Genomic DNA, 13493 nt, shown 5'->3' with positions numbered 1-13493 from the left:
GCCTGCCGCGTAGCTCAGTCGAGCGTCACCCCCGTATCCGCCGTCAGCTTGAGCACCACCGGCAGGTACGCCTTGTACGCCGCCTCCGCCTGTGCCGGCGTATTGCCGAGCGGTTCCGCGCCCATGTCCACGATGCGCCGCTGCATGTCGGCGCTGGCGACCAGGCTGGCGGTCTCGCGGCCCAGGCGGTCGATGATGTCCTGCGGTGTCTTCGCGGGCGCCATCAGCGTGATCGGGCCGGTCAGCCGGAACGGTTCGTCGGCGTAGCCGGCCTCGGCGAAGGTCGGCACGTCTGGCAGGCCCTGTGCGCGGCGCGTGCCGGTGACCGCGAGGGGTCGCAGCTTGCCGGTGGCGAAGTGTTGCTTGAGCGCGGTCACGGAGCCCACCGTCACGTTGACCTGGCCGGCGAGCAGGTCGGTCACCATCGGCCCTTCGCCGCGGTAGGGCACATGCAGCATGTCAGCCTGGTACTGCCTGGCGAGGTAGGTCTGGATCGTATGCGGCTGCGTGCCCGCGCCCCACGACCCCATGCGCAGCTTGCCCGGCGATGCCTTGGCATAGGCCAGCAGTTCGGCAACGGTCCTGGCCGGCACGCTGCTGTTGACCGCCAGCACGGTGCGCGCGGTGGCGATGTCGGAGATCGGGCGCAGCTCAGTGCGCGGATCGTAGGGCAGCTTCTTGTACAGCGCCAGGTTGGACGTGATCGGGCCGGGAATGGTCATCAGCAGCGTATAGCCGTCAGGCGCCGACTTGGCGACGTAGTCGGTGCCGATGATGCCGCCGGCACCGCCCTTGTTCTCCACCACCACCGTCTTGCCGAGCTGGCGCGACAGGCCATCGCCGATGGCGCGCGCCAGCGTGTCGGTCAGCCCGCCCGGCGGGTAGGCGACGATCAGGTGGATGGGCTTGGCCGGGTAGGCGCCCTGTGCGCCGGCCGGGGCGGGCGCGGCGGCCAGGGCCAGCACGGTGAGCAGGGGCAGGGCGGCTTGCAGCAGCGGGCCGCGCAGCAGGGGGGCAGCGGTCATCATGACGGCGTTGTCTCCTTGGGATGAATGGTCACGTATTGCCCTATGTCGAAGGGAAGGTCTCACTCCAGCCTGATGCCGCGCGCCTTGATCAGCTTGCCCCATTTTCCGATCTCCTGGTCGATGAAGGCGGAAAACGCGCTGCCCGGCTCCGGCTGCGGCTCGAGCCCCAGCCCCAGCAGCTTCTTGCGGATCTCGGCATCGGCCAGCACGGCCGATGCCTCGCGGTTCAGGCGCTCGGAGACGGCGGGCGGCGTGCCGGCCGGCGCGACCAGGCCGAACCAGCCGTAGCCGACCATGCCCGGGTAACCCTGCTCGGCAAAGGTGGGCGCATCCGGATAGACCGGCGAACGCTGCTCCGAGGCCACTGCCAGCACGCGCAGCTTGCCGGCCTTGATAAAGGGCAGCGCCGAGGTGATGGCGGTCAGGGTGGCGTCCGCGCGGCCGGCCAGCAGTTCGGTATAGGCGGTGGCGTCGCCGCGGTAATGGACATTCAGCAGCTTGAACTTGCCGACCTGCCCGAATAGCTCGGCGGTCAGGTGCGGGCCGGAGCCTGCGCCCGGGGAGGCCAGCGTCACGCCATCCGGCTTGTCCCGGGCCATGCGCACGAAGTCGGCAACGGTGCGAGCCGGCGAGCTGGCATTGACGATCAGGAAGACCGGGCCCAGCACGCGCGGCCCCACCGGCACGAAGTCCTTGTGGACGTCGTAGCGCTGGGCGATACCTGCCGCGGTATTGATGGCGAAGGGCGCGGCGGCCCACAGCAGGGTGTAGCCGTCCGGCGCGGCATGGGCCACCTGCTCGGTGGCCAGCCGCGTGCCGGCGCCAGGCTTGTTCTCCACCACCACCTGCTGGCCCAGCTTGTGGCCAAGTGCCTCGGCAAGGATGCGGGCAGAGATGTCATTGGAGCCGCCGGCGCCATATGGCGACACCAGCTTGACCGGCCGCGACGGATAGGCTTGCGCCTGCGCCGGGCTGGCCAGGCACAGCATCGCCAGGCCGGCCGTCAGCACGGCCCGGGCGAAGATTGAGGTCCGATTCATGATGCTTCCTTCATGCGGCGGATGGGTGGATAGCTGAAGCTGCGTTCCAGGTGCGTGGCGCCGGGCACGTAGAGGCGCAACGCTACATAGAACGGCTCAGCGGGGGCCGGCAGCCAGTTGCCGGCGAGGGCGTTCTCCGTAGGTGGCTGCGCGCCCAGCACGATGCGCAGGCTGCCATCGGGCGCCGGGCGCAGGGCCGGCGAGCGGTCGCCCAGCGAGTAGCGCTGCAGGGAGTTCTCGACCAGCATGCAGTCCGATTTACGGTACATGGTCAGCGACCAGAATGCGCCCACCTGGGGTAGTCCTTGCCGGGGAAACACCAGTTCATACTGGCGCCTGCCGTCCAGCGGCAAGCCGTCGCCATCGCAATCGGCCATCAGGTACATGGCTTCCTCAACGCCCAGCGCACCGATGTAGTTGCGCGCCACTTCGGCGCGCAGGGCGTAGTGGGTGCCGAACGAGGTGCGGATTTCCACCGGCAGGAACCAGCCGCCGCCCAGCGCGGAGGCCCTGGGCGCGGCCAGTTCCGCGTCGACCTGCGTCAGCGCGGTGGCCAGTGCCGCGCGCTGCTCTTCGGTCAGCGGCGCATTGCTGCCGATGCCGGCCCGGGCAAAGCTGCGGACCAGTTCCGCTTCGGCGGCGGGTGGCGGGTTCTCGCGCAGCATGCGGGTGACGACGGCGGCGTAGCGGTCGGGATCGGCCGGCCGCTCGGCGGCTTGCATGCCCGCATCGAATACGGTTGCTGCGCTGGTGCCGTCTGGCCGGCGCAGGCGGATGCCGTCCTGCAGGGCATGTGCACCCGGCAAATCGGCTTCGCCATCGGCCAGGATGCGGCCGATGATCCAGGCCGCGTTGGTGGGGCAGGGCAGCGGCGTTGCGCCGGCTGGCACCTCGCCCCGCCAGGCTGGCCCATGCAGCAGCCAGGTGCCGCCTTGCGTGCCGGTGGTGCGGGTGCCGATATAGCCGAACGGGTTGGTATAGGCGTCGAGCAGGCCTAGCACGTAGTAGCGGCCGTGGCAGTCGGGCACGTCGAGCAGCAGCGGGCCGCCGGACAGGTCGAGCCACGCATTGGTGTAGAGCGTGTCGTTGTTCGGCGTGACGACCTGCCGGTGCTGCGGGCCGAGCAGCGCGCGCACGTGCGTGACGGTGTTGATCCAGCGCTGCGTGGAATCGGGCCCGTCGCCGGCGAAGACCCCGGCGCCATCGCGCCGCGGGCAGGTGGCGGCGCGCATGCGCGCCATCTCGTACAGCGGCAGCGTGTAGCGCACCGCGTCGCACGCCAGCGTGCCGAGCAGGTTGTCGTGGTGTTCCATGGCGCGCTCCATCAGGCAACGCGCCGCAAGGGCGGGATCACGTAGCCGCCGGCCATGAAGCCATCGGTCGGGTGGTAGAGCCGCAGGATCAGGTAGAACGGGCCGTCCGGTGCCGGCAGCCAGTTGTCCTGCGCCCGCGTGGGGCGCTGGTGCGAGATGGTCAGCGTGAGGCCACCGTCGGCATCGTATTGCAGACCGGGGCTGCGGTCGCCCAGCGCATAGCGCCCGATGGCGTTGTCGGTGAAGAAGCGGTCGGCGCCGTAGAGCGAGACCGACCAGAACGCCTGCGCCGGCGGCAGGTGTCCCGCGGGAAAGTGCAGGGCGTAGGTGTGGCGGCCGTGCAGCGGTTCGCCATCGGCGTCGTAGTCGGCAGCGGCATAGACGGCCTCGTCGGCGCGCAGTGCGCCCAGGCCCTTCATCGCGGTGACCGCGCGCTGCATCCAGTCGTCGCCATAGCGGCCCAGCAGCAGGCTGTAGGTCCAGCTCTTGCGCGCATGGCTGCGGGTGTTGGCTTCGATCAGGGCCATGCCTTCGTGCCAGGCGCGGACCAGGCCCTGTTGCACCGCAGGCCGCAGCGCACCCACATCGACGGCGTCGCCGGCGCGGATGCCGCATTTGCGCAGCAGCGACAGCAGGCCGGCGGCGGAAGGCTCGGCGGGATACTCGCGCAGGGCGTTGAAGATGTTGGCGAAGAAGTCCAGCGCGGGCTCGCCGCCCTCCTGCCAGTCGCGCACGCAGGCGGGCTGCATCCTGGTGCCGCCGGACAGGCGGAAACCGTTCTCGAAGGCGCTCGCCGCCGGCAGGTCGTCGGCACCGGTCACCAGCACGCGGCCCAGCAGCCAGACCAGTGAGGTGGGGCAGCGCACCACGCGGTCGCCTTCGGCGTGCTGCCCGGGGCCGGCCAGCACGATGTCGGCGCCGGCCGCGGGCACGTTGCGCGGGCCCAGGTTCTCGAAGTTGTTGGTCCAGGCGTCCAGCAACTCCACCACGTAATAGCGGCTGGCATCCGGCAGCGCCGGCACGTGCAGCGTGACCGGGCCGTCGGCCAGGTTGGCCCAGGCGCAGAAGTAGAGCAGGTCATTGGCCGGGGTGACGATGTCGCGGTCCTTGTGCGTCCACTGGTGGGTGCTGGCCGACAGCACGTTGACGGGGGCACGGCCGTAGCCCGTGGCCTGCGCTACTGAGGTCTGCAGCCGGCAGGTGCGCAGGCTTTCAAACAGCGGATAGGTGGCGAGCACCAGCGGCAACGCCGCCGCGGCGGTGAGGGCTTCCTGGGGCGTGTCGATGGGTGCGCCGGCAAGGAAGGGCGCAGCGGGTTGGTTCATGGCGTTGTCTCCGTCGGGTTTTGCTTTACTCGTTGATGCCGTCCCCGGCATGCAGCGTGACCACGGCATCGGCCGCGACCACGCCCTGGGCGGTGACGATCAGCGGATTGATCTCCAGCGTGTCCAGCCGCGGCCCGAGTGCGGCGGCGGCCTGCGACACGCGCACCAGCACTTCGGCCACGGCATCGGCGTCGACTGCGGGATGGCCGCGATGGCCGCACAGCAGCGCTTCGGCACGGCTTGCGCGCAGCATGGTGCAGGCGCGGGCATGGGTCAGCGGGGCCAGGCCGAACGCGGTCTGCCGGAAGATCTCAACTGCCGTGCCGCCGATGCCGGCCAGCGCTACCAGCCCGAAGACCGGGTCACGCCGCACGCCCACCATCAGTTCGCCCCAGCCGCGCACCATGCCGGCGACCAGCGCGCCGTCGAAGCGCGCCGGGCTGCCGTGGTTGGTAGCGGCGGCCTGCACCTGCGCAAACGCCGCACGCACCGCCTGCGCATCGGCCACGTTCAGCACCACGCCGCCTACGTCGCTCTTGTGCAGGATGTCGGGCGAACACAGCTTGACGGCAACCGGGTAGCCGATGCCTTCGGCGATGCGCACGGCCTCGTCGGCATCGCGCGCCAGTCCGTGGGGTGCGGTGGGGATGCCGCAGGCGTTGAGCCACTGCATGGCATCGAACTCGGACAGCGACGTGGTGTCGCGCGGGAGGTCCGGCGCAGCCAGGGCCGCGGCAGCTACGGCGGGCTTCGCTTGTGCTGCCGCTGCCTGCGCGGCGGCGCGGGCCAGCACGGCCACGGCCTGCACCGCGTGGGCGGGTTCGCGGAAGACCAGCGCGCCGCGCGCTTCGAGCCAGCGGCGCTTTTCGTCATCGACCAGCCCGCTGAACAGCAGCGGCGCCGCGGTGCCGCTGCGGTGCAGGGTCTCGACAGCTTCCTGCAGGCCAGGCCAGATGCGCGGCGCACCAACGCCGCCCGCCAGGAAGGCGACGACACTGCCGTAGTCGGGGCTTTGCGCCGCGGCGGCAATCGCGTCCAGCAGCACTTCCGGCTGCGCCACGATCTGCCCGGTGACATCGATGGGATTGGCCGTGCTGGCAAAGGGGATGGCGCTGCGCAGCGCCGTGGCCGCGGCTTCCGGCATGGGCGGCAGGGGCAGGTCCAGCGCCTCGGCCTGGTCGGCCATCATGATGCCGACGCCGCCCGAAACCGTGACCAATGCGACCGGCGTGACGGCGCTTTCCGGCTCTTTCGCCGAGGGCTGCCAGCGCGTCGGCCGGCGCCCGCGCGAGAGCACGTAGCCCAGCCGGAAGAAGTCATCCAGCGTATGGGCGCGGAATACGCCGTACTCGTCGAAGACCGCCTGGTAGACGGCGTCCTCGCCGGCCAGGCTGGCCGTGTGCGATTGCGCGGAGCGGGCCCCGGCCTCGGTGGTGCCGACCTTGGTCACCACCACCGGCTTGCCCGCGGCACGCGCCGCCGCCAGCGCGCGGCGCAGGCGGGTGCCGTCGCGGCAGCCTTCCAGGTAGGCCAGGATCACGCGGGTGGCGTCGTCGTGCGCCAGCCATTCGATCACGTCGGCCACGTGCAGGCCGGCTTCGTTGCCGGTGGTGACCCAGTGGCTCAGCCCCAGCGATGCCTCGCGCGCCAGCCCAAAGGCATAGGCGCCGAAGGCGCCGCTCTGGCTGACCAGCCCGACATCGCCCAGCGGCGGCAGCCCGCTCAGCGGCATCGGCGAGAAGGTGGCAAAGACGCGCTCGCGCAGGTTCATCGCGCCCAGGCAGTTGGGCCCCAGCAGCGTGATGCCGTGCGCTTGCGCCAGGGCCGCCAGCTCCGCCTGCATGGCGATGCCGTCGCCGCCGGTTTCAGCAAAGCCCGAAGTGAAGAACACCGCGGCGCGCGTGTCGTTGCGCGCCAGCTGGCGCATGGCGTTCAGGCTGGCACTGACCGGCAGCGCCACGATGGCGAGGTCGGCCGGTGTGTCCAGCGCATCCAGCGAGGGCACCGCAGCCAGCCCCTGTACTTCACGCGCCGTGGCATGCACGGGAATGATGCGGCCGGCGTAGCCCAGTTCGCTCAGCAGCCGCACCGGCATGCCGCCCACCTTGTCGGGCTGGGTGGAGGCGCCGATCACGGCGATGGTGCGCGGCTGCAACAGGGCGCAGAGGTCTGGCATCGCTTGTCTCCGTATGCCTGCGCCATGACTTCCAAGACGGCGCAGCGAATCTTGTCATTGGTGTGTCCGAGCATGTTGTCATGACATGTTATGATGAGTCAATGTTGTTATGATAAGTAGAAGCCCGCATCGGACATGCCGTGAACACCATCAATCTCGTGACAACAAGCTCCCTGCCTCGCTTCAAGCAGATCGAAGGCGCGCTGCGCCAGCGCATCATCAACAACGAATGGACTCCGGGCATCAAGCTGCCGTCCGAGTCTGAGCTGATGGCTGAATTCGGCGTCAGCCGCATCACCGTGCGCCAGTCGCTGGCATCGCTGCTCGCCGAAGGGCTGATCGAGACGGTGCACGGCAAGGGCAGCTTTGTCAGCCGTCCGGCGGGGCAGGCGGACCTGGGGCCGTTGACTGGCTTTTTCGACTACATGCGCGCGCGCGGGCACGAAGCGCACGGCAAGCTGCTGTCGACGCGGCTGATCGCGGCGCCGGCCATCGCCACCGATGCGCTGCGCCTGCCGCCGGGAACCAGGCTGCTGTGCGTGACCATGCTCAAGTCAGTGGCCGGCGCGCCGGTGGCGGTCGGCATGACGATGGCGCCCGAACCCCTGATGCGCGCGATCCTGGAGCACGATCTGGAAAACCACGATGCCCTGATGATCGTGGAAGCCCGCCTGGGTTATCGCCTCAAGTACCTGCATACGGAGAGCGCAGCAATCCCTGCCAATGCCGAAACCGCGCGCCGGCTCAAGGTGGCGCCGGGCGAGCCGCTGCTGCGCATCCGGTTCACGCCGCACGACATCGACGACAAGCCGCTGGCTTACTCCGAATTCATGTTTCGTGGCGACAAGTTCACCTACAAGGCCTGCGTGCGGCGCTAGCGCCGCCTGGCAGTGGCGCCGGGGGAACTTTTGTGCCGGTGCCGTGGCCTGAACGGCATCGGCGCTGGCGTTAGAATGTGGCGCCCAGTTCTGCCCCAGCCCAGGAGTCCAAGATGCTTTCGCCGCTTTTCCCGCGTTCCCTGTCCACCGCGCTGGTGATGGCGTTGTCGGTCACGTGCGCGTCGGCGGCGCTGGCCGCCGGGCAGGATGAAGCGCCAAAGCCGCGCGGCAAGGACGAGGCCCCGGAGGCCCCGGTCGCCTGCATGAAGGCGGTCAAGGCAGCGCTGCCCAATCCCGCCAGCTTCAAGTGGGTCGGCGGCAAGACCCGCAAGGTGGCCGAAGACGCCTACAGCGTGGTGGCCGACGTCGAATACCTGGCGCAGGACGGCGCCGTGCGCAAGGCCAAGGTCCAGTGCGACGTGCTGCGCGCCCCGGGCAACCAGTTCGTGGTGCCCAAGGTCAGGCTGCCGCAGCACTAGGGCCTGCCTGGCACTAGCCGGCCGGCATCCGCTCGAATGCCTGCAACGAAGAATCGATGGCGTCCCACGCTGGCCCGCGCACGCTGTAGGTGAGTACCTGCGGCATGAAGCGGTCCGGGTCGTCCAGGCTGCCCGCGTGGACCGCGATCAGCTCCGGCATCGCGGCAAAGCGCAGGAAGACCGGCGTGCCGCACGCCGGGCAGAAGGCGTGGACCTTCACGTTGCCGCTGTCGCCCGCGACCTCCCAGTGCGTCGCCTCGCCGGTGATGGTCATCTCGGCGCGCGCGGGAAAAGTCAGGTAGGAGCCATGCCCGGTGCCGCTGCGCCGCTGGCAGTCGCGGCACTGGCAGTGGTTCTGGAAGACGGGCGCGTGCCTGGTTGCGTAGCGAATCGCGCCGCACGCGCATCCGCCGGTGTAGGGCTGGGTCATGAGCAACTCCCGGTTCAGGCCGCCTTCGGCTTGGCGAAGACATCGATGCCTTTCCCAGTTTCCAGCAGGGACTTCAGGCTGGAAAGGACGATCGGCCAGCCCTGCTTGACGCCCTTGGCCATCCCGCTGCCGGCCTCCAGTTCGTCGTGGGTGACGGTCAGCCGGACCATCTCCTCGTATGCCTCGATGTCGAAGCTCACGCGGCTGTAGCTGGCAGGATCGGCGGCCTGCGAGGGGCTCGCCCACGTGATGACCAGGCGCGCCGGCGGCGCGGCCTCGACGACCTTGCCGACCACCTGGACCAGGCGCTGCTCGTTGGCGCGCACGTGCTCCCAGGCCGATCCGGGCTTCCAGTCGGAGACGTTCTCGTGGCCCCAGTAGCGCCGCGCGATCTCCGGCTTCGTGATGGCCTCGAACACCTTTTCCGGCGTCGAGCGGATGTAGGTCACATAAACGAAGCTGGTTTTCTCCTGGGTCATTGCGGATCTCCTTCGAGTTCGTTCTTCAGGTCGTGCAGCAGGCTGAGCCGCTGACGTTCGAATTTCCGCACCCAGCGCTCGTAGACCTCGTGCAGCGGCACCGGGTTGATGAAATGCAGCTTCTCCCGGCCACGCCGGACCGTGCTCACCAGATTGGCCGCCTCGAGGATCCCGATGTGCTGGGTGGCCGATTGCCGTGCCATGTTCAGGTGCTCGCAGAGCTCGCCCAGCGTCTGCCCGTTCCTCTCGTACAGCAGGTCGAGCAGCTTTCTGCGTGTCGGGTCGCCCAGCGCCTTGAAAACCTTGTCAGCGTCCATCCGGTCCGTTGTGTTTGTGCGTGAGGGGAGTATATGCAGGTAAATACCTGCATGTCAATCAGCGCATCGCCCTGGCGGCGCGGTTGTTGGCTTGAAGCGATGCGGTGGCAGGCCAACGCAGCGCAGTAGATCGCAGACAAAAGTGGACGCCGTCCATTTCATTTGCTAGGCTATGTGTACGGCATCCACAAACGTTCGTGGATGCAACCCAAGGAGACCGCGAATGAAGACCGAAGCGCAGAAGGAGCACCGCTGGCTGCAACGGCTGGTGGGCAACTGGATCGCCGAAGGCGAGGCATCGATGGGGCCGGACCAGCCAGTGCAGAAGTGGGAGATCCCCGAGCGCGTGAGCAGCGTCGGCGACGTCTGGGTCCAGTGCGTGACGCAGGGGGACATGCCCGGCTGCGGCCCGTCCACCACGGTCATGACGCTGGGCTACGATCCTGCCCGCAAGCATTTCGTCGGGACCTTCATCGGCTCGATGATGACCCACCTGTGGATCTATGAAGGCGACCTCGATACCGGCGGCCAGCAACTGACGCTGCGTGCCGAGGGGCCGGATTGCTCCGGCAATGGCCGCATGGCCCAGTACCGCGACGTGATCACCTTCACCGACGACGACCACCGCACGCTGACGTCCTACATGCTGGGCGAGAACGGCGAGTGGACCCAGTTCATGAACGCCGGCTATCGCCGCCAGCGCTAGGCCTGGCGGCGCAGTGCCGCCAGCCGTGCCAGCCGGCCGCGGGGGCCGGGCGGATCGTCGTGCGGACGCGCGGCGCCACCCTCGGCATGGCGCCTGCGCCGGCGGCGCAGCACCAGCAGCAGCGACGCCGGCACCAGCAGCACCAGCGCCAGCAAGGCGAACGTGAACAGGCCCGGATCGCGCGCCGCGGCGGCGACCCGGTTCACCAGGCAGGCAGCGACCACGATGCCGGGCAGCATGCCCAGCGCGGTGCCGACCAGGCAGTCGCGCAGGCTGATGCGCGATGCGCCGATCACCAGGTTGACCAGCGCGAACGGTGCAATCGGTACCAGCCGCAGCACCACCATTGCCACCACCCCGTGTTTGCCCAGCTGGTGGCTGACCCGGTTCAGCCGCCTGCCGCCAAAGCGGCGCACGGCATTGCGCCCCAGCAAGCGGCCGGCCAGGTAGCCTGCGACGGTGCTCAGCACGGTGCCGCACAGCGCCAGCGCGGCGCCGTAGAGCGGGCCGAATATGACCACGGTCAGCAGGATCAGCAGCGTCACCGGCAGCATTGTCACCGCGCCGGCCAGGTAGACGCCCATCATCGCCAGCGGTGCCAGCGGCATCTCGTCCAGCTGCTCGACCACGCCGAGCAGTGCGCGGAAGTCCGCCCATTCGCGCAGCGGCGTATGGCGCCACGCAAATGCCAGCCCCGCCAGCAGCAGCGCCAGCACCACCATCATCCCGACGCGCCCGAGCACGCGCGGGCGTGCCTCATGGCTGACGAACTCGGCCAGCACCTGGTCGCTGTCGATCGGCTCGATCGGGTCCAGCAGGTTGGCCGCCGGCGAAGCGGCATCGACATCGTCCGGCAACGGCGGCTCGTAGGCTTCCAGCGAGCGCCCGTCCGCGCGCTGCAGGTTGCGGATGGCCGCAAGCACGCTGCGGGTGGCGGCGACCTCGGCCTGGAAGGTTTCAGGTGCCACATCCAGGTGCTCGCCTAGCAGCCGTGCGCGCATGCCGGCAATGGCCGCCTGCACGCGCGCGTCGCCGCCCGACATCACCACGACATTGCACTCGGTATCCAGCCCCAGCGAGCGGTTGCTGAGGTTGGACGAGCCGATGGTGATGAGATCGTCGTCGATCACCGTGACCTTGCTATGCACATTGACGCATTCGGGCATCAGGCCGGGAATCGACGGGCAGTACAGGCAGAAGCGTTCGTGCGTGTCGGCCGCGCGCAGGCGGCGGTACAGGCGCGCGCGCAGCACGCCCATGCTGTGCGCTTCCAGCCAGCCGCTCTCGTTGCGTCTCGACACCAGCACGATATCGGGGCCATCCTCGTGCCCCAGCCGTGCCTCCAGCGCGTTGGCGATCTCGCGCGAGCTGAAGTACTGGTTCTCCATGTAGATGCTGTGCCGGGCCGAGGCGATGGCATCGTGCAGCAGCATGCGGATCTCGCTGACACCGGGCTCGTCCTCGCACATGGGCATGGTGCGGGCGATGGCGACGCGCACATCGGTCAGTTCCGGTGCCAGGCCTGGCGGCCACGGGTCTGACGAGGTGGCCGCAACCGGGCGCGGCTCGCTGCCGCTGGCGCGCAGCCAGCGCGCCGCGCACAGGGTGCCCAGCGCCGCCGCGGCAGGGCCGTCGAGCGCGCACTGCACGTCATGGAAGGGCGGGTAGGGCTTGCCTTCGGCCATGCGCAGCGGCGCGCCGGGGGCATGGTGGTTGTCGTCCCAGCGGCGCAGCGTCAGGTCCAGCCCGCCGACAAAGGCGAGCTTGTTGTCGATCACCACTACCTTCTGGTGGTGCGAGGCGCCGGGGGGATGGTTGCCGTCAAGCCGGAACGACAGGTGCCGGTGCGCCTGCCAGTGCGCGCTGGCCGACGGCAGCCACTCGCGCTCCATCGCCATCACCATGGCGTAGTCCCAGCTGAGGATATAGATGCGCAGTTCGGGGCGCTGGTCCGCCAGCGCGCACAGGAAGTCGCGCAGGCCCGCTGGCAGGCCGTCCTGTGCGCCCTGTGGCACCAGTTCCATGCGGCTGTCGATATCCCAGCCCAGGATGAAGATGGTGTGCTCGGCGCGCGGCAGCGCTTCGCGCAACGCGCGGAAGTAGGCGTCGGCGTCGACCAGCATGGCAAAGCGCTGGCAGGGCTCGACGCGCCAGCAGTTGCGCCCCGGCTCCGGCGTAAAGGCGGCCGGGGCCTGGCGATCATGCGGAGGGCCAGTGGCGGGAGACGCGGTGGTGCCGGGCGGGTTGCGTTGCCTCATGTCGCACGCTTCGGGGAGGTTCAGCCAGAAACGTCGCGCAAGTTCCGTACCGGTGCGGCAAGTGGGCTGGCCCAGGCGTGCAGGCGGTGCCCCGGGGGACAAGGGCGAGCCGTGGGCGGCTCAGGCGCGTGTGCGCTTTACCTGCCTTTGTAAGAACGGCATGCCGGCGCGGGCGGGTCGGAAGACCCCGGCATGCGGCGAAGACGCTACGACGGATGGCCGCGCCGCAGCGCCGTGGGGCGCGCAATGCCCCAGACATCCAGCAGCGGCTCGAAATGCGGTTTGCTTTCGCGCGGTGCCGGTGCCACGCGGCGCGGCGGCGGCAAGGGCCGGCCGGTCAGCACTAGCGGGGTATCGGCCTCTGCCGGCGATTCAGGCTCGCCGGCGTAGGCCACTACGCCCATCTGGCGGGCGGACTTCAGCGCGCGCGTCAGTTCCGCGGCGTTAAGGCGGCTGGCGGCGGCAAGCTGGTGCCGGGGCATGGGCCCCTTGGCACGCAGGCTGGAAATCAACGCCATCACGCATTCCCGGGTGGTTCGATTCATTTCGCTGCGTCAGGAAAAAGGGTACAGCGGTGGGCTCGCCAATCGAGCCCGCCGCGTACGGTACCCATTCTTTCGCAGGGGTCATATCCTTGCCAACCGGATATGACACTTGTTCACATTTCCTAGCGCAGAGAGAGGAATCGTCCCTAGGTTAATGCCGCGTTTCCGGGTCGCCGGTCGGAAATCTGCGATCCGCGCGGTCGCGCGGGGTCAGCATCGTGCCATGCCGGCGCCACTTGCGTGCGTGCCTGGCATGGATGTCTTCGGCAAGTTCGTGCAGCTCGGCAACCCTGGCGTCGATCGGGTCGGGATAGATGTCCAGCGGGCGGTACCTGAGGAACAGGCGCATGGGGGTCTCGGTTGGTCCTGGATAATGGCGTGCTGCCTTGGTTCCAGTATCGGTGACAGACCCGTAGCTTTCACGAGCGCAGGCGTAACACATTGATTTCACTCAATGTGTTTCCCGCAATGGATTGTTGTGGCCCGCGTTCGCCGCGGGCCCGGGGGATACAGGGGGAA

General features: G+C 69.1%; 14 protein-coding genes. 3 read left to right on the top strand and 11 right to left on the bottom strand.

The window, feature by feature from the left end:
* Positions 1-14: 14 nt before the first annotated feature.
* The 5 genes from AC3WLE_RS21975 to AC3WLE_RS21955 are packed head-to-tail and all read right to left on the bottom strand — an operon-like array spanning position 15 to position 6882.
* Positions 15-1028 (bottom strand): Bug family tripartite tricarboxylate transporter substrate binding protein, encoded by a 1014-nt coding sequence (locus AC3WLE_RS21975; RefSeq protein WP_492319213.1) that lies wholly within the window; start codon positions 1026-1028, stop codon positions 15-17.
* 59 nt (positions 1029-1087) lie between these two features.
* A complete protein-coding gene (locus AC3WLE_RS21970) occupies positions 1088-2068 on the bottom strand; it encodes a Bug family tripartite tricarboxylate transporter substrate binding protein (RefSeq protein ID WP_492319214.1) in 981 nt (326 codons plus the stop codon).
* Positions 2065-3381, bottom strand: coding sequence for a DUF1254 domain-containing protein (locus AC3WLE_RS21965; protein ID WP_492319215.1), 1317 nt, complete (start codon positions 3379-3381; stop codon positions 2065-2067). The genes AC3WLE_RS21970 and AC3WLE_RS21965 overlap by 4 nt, the downstream gene beginning before the upstream one ends.
* A gap of 11 nt (positions 3382-3392) precedes the next feature.
* Positions 3393-4706, bottom strand: a complete 1314-nt coding sequence (locus tag AC3WLE_RS21960; RefSeq protein WP_492319216.1) for a DUF1254 domain-containing protein — start codon at positions 4704-4706, stop codon at positions 3393-3395.
* A gap of 25 nt (positions 4707-4731) precedes the next feature.
* Positions 4732-6882, bottom strand: coding sequence for an acetate--CoA ligase family protein (locus AC3WLE_RS21955; RefSeq protein WP_492350905.1), 2151 nt, complete (start codon positions 6880-6882; stop codon positions 4732-4734).
* 140 nt (positions 6883-7022) lie between these two features.
* Between AC3WLE_RS21955 and AC3WLE_RS21950 the strand changes: the two genes are divergently transcribed.
* Positions 7023-7760, top strand: a complete 738-nt coding sequence (locus AC3WLE_RS21950) for a GntR family transcriptional regulator (protein ID WP_492350904.1) — start codon at positions 7023-7025, stop codon at positions 7758-7760.
* Positions 7761-7873: 113 nt separating this feature from the next.
* Positions 7874-8239 (top strand): DUF2880 domain-containing protein, encoded by a 366-nt coding sequence (locus AC3WLE_RS21945; RefSeq protein ID WP_340521852.1) that lies wholly within the window; start codon positions 7874-7876, stop codon positions 8237-8239.
* Positions 8240-8252: 13 nt separating this feature from the next.
* Here AC3WLE_RS21945 and AC3WLE_RS21940 read toward each other — a convergent pair whose 3' ends face one another.
* The 3 genes from AC3WLE_RS21940 to AC3WLE_RS21930 are packed head-to-tail and all read right to left on the bottom strand — an operon-like array spanning position 8253 to position 9465.
* On the bottom strand, positions 8253-8669 hold the full coding sequence (locus AC3WLE_RS21940; RefSeq protein WP_492350903.1) for a GFA family protein: 417 nt from the start codon (positions 8667-8669) through the stop codon (positions 8253-8255).
* 14 nt (positions 8670-8683) lie between these two features.
* Positions 8684-9148 (bottom strand): SRPBCC family protein, encoded by a 465-nt coding sequence (locus AC3WLE_RS21935; protein WP_492356149.1) that lies wholly within the window; start codon positions 9146-9148, stop codon positions 8684-8686.
* Positions 9145-9465: an ArsR/SmtB family transcription factor gene (locus AC3WLE_RS21930; RefSeq protein ID WP_492319221.1), complete on the bottom strand. Its 321-nt coding sequence runs from the start codon at positions 9463-9465 to the stop codon at positions 9145-9147. Before AC3WLE_RS21930 ends, AC3WLE_RS21935 begins: the two co-directional genes overlap by 4 nt.
* 223 nt (positions 9466-9688) lie before the next feature.
* On the opposite strand from AC3WLE_RS21930, the gene AC3WLE_RS21925 reads away from it, so the two are divergent.
* The gene (locus AC3WLE_RS21925; protein WP_492319222.1) at positions 9689-10171 is read left to right on the top strand and encodes a DUF1579 domain-containing protein; all 483 of its coding nucleotides are present in this window, start codon (positions 9689-9691) and stop codon (positions 10169-10171) included.
* Here AC3WLE_RS21925 and AC3WLE_RS21920 read toward each other — a convergent pair.
* The 3 genes from AC3WLE_RS21920 to AC3WLE_RS21910 form a co-directional block, all read right to left on the bottom strand.
* Complete coding sequence (locus AC3WLE_RS21920; RefSeq protein WP_492356150.1) at positions 10168-12429, bottom strand: VTT domain-containing protein; 2262 nt, start codon at positions 12427-12429, stop codon at positions 10168-10170. The genes AC3WLE_RS21925 and AC3WLE_RS21920 overlap by 4 nt on opposite strands.
* A 206-nt stretch (positions 12430-12635) precedes the next feature.
* On the bottom strand, positions 12636-12974 hold the full coding sequence (locus AC3WLE_RS21915) for a hypothetical protein (protein ID WP_231881494.1): 339 nt from the start codon (positions 12972-12974) through the stop codon (positions 12636-12638).
* A 151-nt stretch (positions 12975-13125) separates the two neighbouring features.
* A complete protein-coding gene (locus AC3WLE_RS21910) occupies positions 13126-13323 on the bottom strand; it encodes a hypothetical protein (protein ID WP_010809653.1) in 198 nt (65 codons plus the stop codon).
* Positions 13324-13493: the final 170 nt, after the last annotated feature.

Source organism: Cupriavidus sp. FW306-1B-F12B (genome assembly GCF_058781795.1).
This window is presented reverse-complemented; position numbering and strand designations above follow the sequence as displayed.

Bases quoted from the DNA above. Each gene is read 5' to 3' on its own strand.
- AC3WLE_RS21975 (WP_492319213.1), bottom strand. From the start codon at position 1,028: ATGATGACCGCTGCCCCCCTGCTGCGCGGCCCGCTGCTGCAAGCCGCC.
- AC3WLE_RS21970 (WP_492319214.1), bottom strand. From the start codon at position 2,068: ATGAATCGGACCTCAATCTTCGCCCGGGCCGTGCTGACGGCCGGCCTG.
- AC3WLE_RS21965 (WP_492319215.1), bottom strand. From the start codon at position 3,381: ATGGAACACCACGACAACCTGCTCGGCACGCTGGCGTGCGACGCGGTG.
- AC3WLE_RS21960 (WP_492319216.1), bottom strand. From the start codon at position 4,706: ATGAACCAACCCGCTGCGCCCTTCCTTGCCGGCGCACCCATCGACACG.
- AC3WLE_RS21955 (WP_492350905.1), bottom strand. From the start codon at position 6,882: ATGCCAGACCTCTGCGCCCTGTTGCAGCCGCGCACCATCGCCGTGATC.
- AC3WLE_RS21945 (WP_340521852.1), top strand. From the start codon at position 7,874: ATGCTTTCGCCGCTTTTCCCGCGTTCCCTGTCCACCGCGCTGGTGATG.
- AC3WLE_RS21940 (WP_492350903.1), bottom strand. From the start codon at position 8,669: ATGACCCAGCCCTACACCGGCGGATGCGCGTGCGGCGCGATTCGCTAC.
- AC3WLE_RS21935 (WP_492356149.1), bottom strand. From the start codon at position 9,148: ATGACCCAGGAGAAAACCAGCTTCGTTTATGTGACCTACATCCGCTCG.
- AC3WLE_RS21930 (WP_492319221.1), bottom strand. From the start codon at position 9,465: ATGGACGCTGACAAGGTTTTCAAGGCGCTGGGCGACCCGACACGCAGA.
- AC3WLE_RS21925 (WP_492319222.1), top strand. From the start codon at position 9,689: ATGAAGACCGAAGCGCAGAAGGAGCACCGCTGGCTGCAACGGCTGGTG.
- AC3WLE_RS21920 (WP_492356150.1), bottom strand. From the start codon at position 12,429: ATGAGGCAACGCAACCCGCCCGGCACCACCGCGTCTCCCGCCACTGGC.
- AC3WLE_RS21915 (WP_231881494.1), bottom strand. From the start codon at position 12,974: ATGAATCGAACCACCCGGGAATGCGTGATGGCGTTGATTTCCAGCCTG.
- AC3WLE_RS21910 (WP_010809653.1), bottom strand. From the start codon at position 13,323: ATGCGCCTGTTCCTCAGGTACCGCCCGCTGGACATCTATCCCGACCCG.